The organism is Variovorax sp. CF313, assembly GCF_000282635.1.
Classification (GTDB): Bacteria; Pseudomonadota; Gammaproteobacteria; order Burkholderiales; family Burkholderiaceae_C; genus Variovorax.
The window spans coordinates 1-5,717 of the sequence record NZ_AKIW01000037.1 but is presented as its reverse complement, the minus strand read 5'-3'; the positions used below and the strand labels follow the sequence as shown (position 1 = coordinate 5,717).

5 protein-coding genes are annotated in these 5,717 nt (G+C 66.9%); all 5 read left to right on the top strand.

What is annotated here, in order from left to right; all coding sequences use genetic code 11:
* The first annotated feature begins 73 nt into the window (after positions 1-73).
* The 5 genes from PMI12_RS11900 to PMI12_RS11880 are packed head-to-tail and all read left to right on the top strand — an operon-like array spanning position 74 to position 5,586.
* Positions 74-853: an ABC transporter ATP-binding protein gene (locus PMI12_RS11900; protein WP_007832481.1), complete on the top strand. Its 780-nt coding sequence runs from the start codon at positions 74-76 to the stop codon at positions 851-853.
* 11 nt (positions 854-864) lie between these two features.
* On the top strand, positions 865-2,295 hold the full coding sequence (locus PMI12_RS11895; RefSeq protein ID WP_007832479.1) for an enolase C-terminal domain-like protein: 1,431 nt from the start codon (positions 865-867) through the stop codon (positions 2,293-2,295).
* A 42-nt stretch (positions 2,296-2,337) separates the two neighbouring features.
* Positions 2,338-3,501 carry a Gfo/Idh/MocA family protein gene (locus PMI12_RS11890; protein WP_007832478.1) on the top strand — a complete coding sequence of 388 codons (1,164 nt, stop codon included), beginning with the start codon at positions 2,338-2,340 and terminating at the stop codon, positions 3,499-3,501.
* Between the two features lie 10 nt (positions 3,502-3,511).
* A complete protein-coding gene (locus PMI12_RS11885) occupies positions 3,512-4,699 on the top strand; it encodes a dihydrodipicolinate synthase family protein (RefSeq protein WP_007832477.1) in 1,188 nt (395 codons plus the stop codon).
* Positions 4,700-4,707: 8 nt separating this feature from the next.
* A complete protein-coding gene (locus PMI12_RS11880; protein ID WP_007832476.1) occupies positions 4,708-5,586 on the top strand; it encodes a sugar phosphate isomerase/epimerase family protein in 879 nt (292 codons plus the stop codon).
* Positions 5,587-5,717: the final 131 nt, after the last annotated feature.

The following is a 5,717-nucleotide window of genomic DNA, read 5'->3' as shown; positions in this document are numbered from 1 at the left end:
GGTTCCGCGGTGTTCCCCGAAAAGACCTCAGCATCCCGCCGCCTCGTCCGCTTCCGTCCTTTAACTATTCTCCATGTCCACTGATGTCCTGATCGAGGCGCGCGGCGTCTCGAAGACCTACCAAAGCAAGGACGGCCCGGTCGAGTCGCTCAGGCCTCTAGCCTTCTCCGTCAAGGAAGGCGAGTTCATCTCCGTCGTCGGCCCCTCGGGCTGCGGCAAGAGCACGCTGCTGAAGATGGTGGCGGGCCTGCTGCCCATCAGCGGCGGCGAGCTCACGCTGGCGGGCAAGCCGATCAAGGGGCCGCAGAAGGACGTGGGCATCGTGTTCCAGAGCGCAGTGCTGCTGCCCTGGCGCAGCGTGGAAGACAACATCCTGCTGCAGGCCGAGATGCGCCACCTGCCCAAGGCGGCCTCGCAAGCCCGCGCACGCGAGCTGATGGAAATGGCTGGCCTCAAGGGCTTCGAGGGCAAGTACCCCTGGCAGCTCTCGGGCGGCATGCAGCAACGCGCCTCGATCTGCCGCGCGCTGCTGCACGACCCGTCGGTGCTGCTGATGGACGAGCCCTTCGGTGCGCTCGACGCGATGACGCGCGAGAAGATGAACCTTGAGCTGCAGCGCATCTGGATGGCGTCGAAGAAGACGGTGATGCTGATCACCCACAGCATCCCCGAGGCGATCTTCCTGTCGGACCGCGTGATCGTGATGAGCGAGCGGCCAGGTTCGATTGCCGCTGTTTACGAAATCGACCTGCCGCGCCCCCGCACGCTCGACATGATGGGCTCAGCCGAGTTCGGCGCGTACACGAAGCTGGTGCGCGCGCATTTCTTCTCGCAAGGCATCCTGGACCACTGAAGGCGCCGGCCATGGATGCAATCCGTTTTCATGTCGAGGAGATCCGCTTTGCCGAGCGCGACGTGGCGCTGCGGCTGCCGTTCCGTTTCGGTGCGGCGACCGTCACGGCCTGCCCGCAGGTCTATGTGAAAGCCCGCATCCGCTTTTCAAACGGCCGCACGGCCGAGGGCTGCGCCGCCGAGATGATGGTGCCCAAGTGGTTCGACAAGAACCCGGCGCTCACCAACGAACAGAACTTCGAGCAACTGCGCTTTGCGCTGCGCGATGCGCGCGAGGCCTATATCGCCGAGCCCGATGCGCAAACCGCGTGGACGCACTTCGCATCGAACTACGCGGCGCTGCAGGCGCGCGCCAAGGCCAAGGGCCTGCAACCGCTGGTGGCCAGCTACGGCCCTGCACTGATCGACCGCGCCCTGCTCGACGCGCTGTGCCTGCACAGTGGCGTGAGCTTCGCGACGGCCATGAGCGGCAACCTCTGCGGCCTCGACATCGCAGGCAGCGGCCTCGCGGATGACCTCGCCGGCTTCGACATGCCGGCCTTCCTGGCGAAGCAATCGCCGCGCACTCGCATCGCGGCGCGCCATACGGTGGGCCTGGCCGATGCCATCGACGACCATGACGCCCTGCCGGACGCCCCCGCCGACGGCCTTCCGAGGACTCTCGAAGCCGCCGTGCGCCGCTACGGCCTCACGCACTTCAAGCTCAAGCTGTGCGGCAACACCGCACAGGACATCGCGCGCCTCCAACGCATCGCCCACGTCATCGACGAGCACGCGCAGTTGGTGACGCTCGATGGCAACGAGCAATACGCCGACGCCGATGCGTTCGCCACCTTCCTGGACCGCATGCTGTCCACGCCCGTGCTCTGGAAGCTCGCGCAGAAGACGGTCTTCGTCGAACAGCCGATCCGCCGCGACGCGGCGCTGCAGCGCGACGTGTCCGCGCTGGGCAAGCGCATTGCGCTGCTCATCGACGAATCGGACGCCACGCTCGATGCCTTCGTGCAGGCCCGCGCGCTGGGCTACACCGGGGTGTCGAGCAAGAGTTGCAAGGGTTTCTACAAGTCGGTCGTCAACGCGGCGCGCTGCGCGCAGTGGAACTCGACCGATGACGCCGCACGCTACTTTCTCTCAGGCGAAGACTTGACCATGCAGGCCGGCCTGGGCGTGCAGCAAGACCTGGCACTGGTCGCATGGCTCGGGCTGTCGCACGTCGAGCGCAACGGCCACCACTATGTCAACGGCCTGGCCGCGGCGCCCGAGGCCGAACAGCAGGCCCTGCAGCGCGCCCACCCGGGCCTGTACGAACTGAGCGACGGCGCCGTGCGCCTCGCCATCCGCGAGGGCCAGCTCGACCTGTCCTCGCTTACCACCGCGCCCGGCTTCGCCACCGGCAGACCCGGCGCCGGCATCTCCTGGGACGCCATGCGTTCCGTCTACTGAAGCCAACTTCTCAATCTCTCTCGCATCTCAAGGAAGAAAACGATGGCCACCCAACGTCTAGGAATCATCATGCACGGCGTCACCGGCCGCATGGGCATGAACCAGCACCTGATCCGCTCGATCTGCGCCATTCGCGCGCAAGGCGGCGTGACGCTGTCGAACGGCGACAAGGTCATGCCCGACCCGATCCTCATCGGCCGCAACGCCGAGAAGATGGAAGCGCTTGCCAAGGCCCACGACATCGCGCGCTGGGGCACCGATCTCGACAAGGCGCTCGAGAACAAGGACGACACCCTCTTCTTCGATGCCGGCACCACGCAGATGCGTCCCATGCTGCTGGCCAAGGCCATCCGCGCCGGGAAGCACGTGTACTGCGAGAAGCCGATCGCCACCAACCTGAACGAAGCCGTTGAGATCGCGCGCCTGGCCGAAGGATCCGGCTTGAAGCATGGCGCGGTGCAGGACAAGCTCTTTCTCCCGGGCCTGCGCAAGCTCGACATGCTGCGCCGCGCCGGCTTCTTCGGCCGCATGCTCAGCGTGCGCCTGGAGTTCGGCTACTGGGTGTTCGAGGGCGACCTGCAGCCCATCCAGCGCCCGAGCTGGAACTACCGCAAGGAAGACGGCGGCGGGATGATCCTGGACATGATGTGCCACTGGCGCTATGTGCTGGACAACCTGTTCGGCGAAGTGAAGTCGGTGAGCTGCCTGGGTACCACTCACATCCCGAAGCGCTGGGACGAAGCCGGCAAACCCTACGAAGCCACCGCCGACGATGCCGCCTATGCCACCTGCGAACTCACGGGCCACAACGGCGAGCCGGTGATCGCGCAGATCAACATGAGCTGGGCGACGCGCGTGCGCCGCGACGACCTCGTGACCTTCCATGTGGACGGCACCGATGGCTCCGCCGTCGCGGGCTTGTCGAGCTGCCGCGCGCAGAGCCGCGTCGCCACGCCGCGCCCGGTGTGGAACCCCGACGAGAAGCAGACCATGAACTTCTTCGACCAGTGGCAGGAGATTCCGGATTCGCAGGTCTACGACAACGGCTTCAAGATCCAGTGGGAGCACTTCATTCGCCACGTGGTCGAGAACGAGCCTTACAAATGGACGCTGCCCGAAGGCGCCAAGGGCGTGCAGCTGGTCGAGGCCGCACTCGAGTCGTGGAAGGACCGCCGCTGGGTCGACGTGCCCGCGCTGAAAGTCTGAGGCAGGCAGCATGGCACTTTCGCTGACCCTCCCCACCGCGAGCGGCACCCTCGCGCCCTTCGCCCTGCGCGGCAGCGCACCGGTCAAGCCCGATGCGTGCGTCAAGTTCAACCGCATCGCCTACTCGGCCGCGCACGTCGTAGCCGACCCGCTCGCGGCCATCGACCCATGGCTGCAGTGCGCGGTCGACTGGGACACCACCATCGCCTACCGCCGCCACCTGTTCTCGCTGGGCCTGGGCGTAGCCGAGGCCATGGACACCGCGCAGCGCGGCATGGGGCTCGACTGGCCGACCTCGCTGGAGCTGATCCGACGCTCGCTCGATGCCGCGAAGGACGTGCCGGGCGCGCTGGTCGCTTCGGGTTGCGGCACCGACCACCTCAACATCGACGACGTGAAGAGCGCCGACGACGTGATCCGCGGCTACGAAGAGCAGATGGCCGCCATCGAGGCGCTCGGCGGCAAGCTCATCGTGATGGCCAGCCGAGCGCTGGCCCGCGTGGCCAAGAGCCCGGCCGACTACGAGCGCGTGTACGACCGCATCCTGCGCCAGGCGAAGCAGCCGGTGGTGCTGCACTGGCTCGGCGACATGTTCGACCCGGCGCTGGCCGGCTATTGGGGCACGAAGGATGTCGATGCAGCGATGGACACCGCCGTGGGCATCATCGCGGCGCATCCAGGCAAGGTCGACGGCATCAAGATCTCGCTGCTCGACAAGGACAAGGAAATCGCGATGCGCCGGCGGCTGCCCCAGGGCGTTCGCATGTACACGGGCGACGATTTCAACTACGCCGAGCTGATTGCGGGCGACGGGTTCGGAAATGAGCCGACGCACGGCCAGAGCGACGCACTGCTTGGCATCTTCGACGCCATCGCTCCCGCCGCGAGCGCCGCGCTGGGCGCACTGGCCCAGGGCCGCACCGAGAAGTTCCACGCGATCCTCGGCCCCACGGTGCCGCTGTCCCGCCACATCTTCGCGGCGCCCACGCGCTTCTACAAGACCGGCGTGGTATTCATGGCCTGGCTCAACGGCCACCAGAAGCACTTCACGATGGTGGGCGGCCAGCAGAGCACGCGTTCGCTGCAGCACTTCGCCGAACTGTTCAGGCTGGCCGATGCGGCGAACCTGCTGGAGCAACCCGAGCTGGCCGTTCGGCGCATGAAGACGCTGCTGGCACTGCACGGCGTGGAAGGATGAGCAAGGCCATGCGCGATTTCTCGCAGAACCACGACTGGCTGTCGATCAACACCGCCACCATCCGCAAGCAGTCGGGCTCCGAGGTGCCGCTCGACCGAATCATCGACCAGTGCGCCGAACGCGGCATCCGCGCCATCAGCCCCTGGCGTGACCAGGTGACGGCTGTCGGGCTCGACAAGGTGGCCAAGCAGTTGAAGGCGCACGGCATCGGCCTGTCGGGCTACTGCCGGGGCGGCTTCTTTCCCGCACCCGACGCTGCAGGCCTGAAAGCTGCGCTCGACGACAACCGCCGCGCCATCGACGAAGCGAAGACGCTCGGTGCACCCTGCCTCGTACTCGTGGTCGGCGCGTTGCCCGGTGCGCTCGAAGGCAAGGCCGCCTACAAGGACATCGGCCGCGCGCGCGGCGAGGTGCACGACGGCATCGCAGCCTCGCTCGAATACGCCCGCGAAGCCGGCATGCCGCTGGCCATCGAGCCCCTGCACCCGATGCAGGCGGCCGACCGCGCGTGCATCAACACGCTGGAACACGCGCTCGACCTGTGCGACGAACTCGATGCGGACAAGACCGGCATGCTCGGCGTGGCCCTGGACATCTACCACGTGTGGTGGGACCCGAAGCTGCAGCAGCAGATCGCCCGCGCCGGCCGCGAGCGGTTGCTGGCTTACCACGTCTGCGACTGGCTCACGCCCACGCGCGACCTGCTCTCCGACCGCGGGATGATGGGCGATGGCGTGGTCGAACTGAAGAAGATCCGCGGCTGGGTGGAGGACGCGGGTTTCGCTGGGTTCAGCGAGGTCGAGATCTTTTCGAACCTCGATTGGTGGCAACGGGCCGGCGAAGAGACGCTGGATGTTTGCATCCAGCGGCACAAGCGGGCCGTCTAGGCGCTCGGGTTCTGCTCCGCTAGCGCCGGCAGTCCAACCGCTCTGCTGAACGCTCACGCCGGCGGGGTGCCTTGCGCAGCGAAATAAAGGGGGAGGCCGAAGGCCGGAGGACATTCGCGGAGCAAGGCACC

What these genes read in the sequence shown, in the direction of transcription:
- PMI12_RS11900 (WP_007832481.1), top strand. Translation starts at nt 74, where the DNA reads ATGTCCACTGATGTCCTGATCGAGGCGCGCGGCGTCTCGAAGACCTAC.
- PMI12_RS11895 (WP_007832479.1), top strand. Translation starts at nt 865, where the DNA reads ATGGATGCAATCCGTTTTCATGTCGAGGAGATCCGCTTTGCCGAGCGC.
- PMI12_RS11890 (WP_007832478.1), top strand. Translation starts at nt 2,338, where the DNA reads ATGGCCACCCAACGTCTAGGAATCATCATGCACGGCGTCACCGGCCGC.
- PMI12_RS11885 (WP_007832477.1), top strand. Translation starts at nt 3,512, where the DNA reads ATGGCACTTTCGCTGACCCTCCCCACCGCGAGCGGCACCCTCGCGCCC.
- PMI12_RS11880 (WP_007832476.1), top strand. Translation starts at nt 4,708, where the DNA reads ATGCGCGATTTCTCGCAGAACCACGACTGGCTGTCGATCAACACCGCC.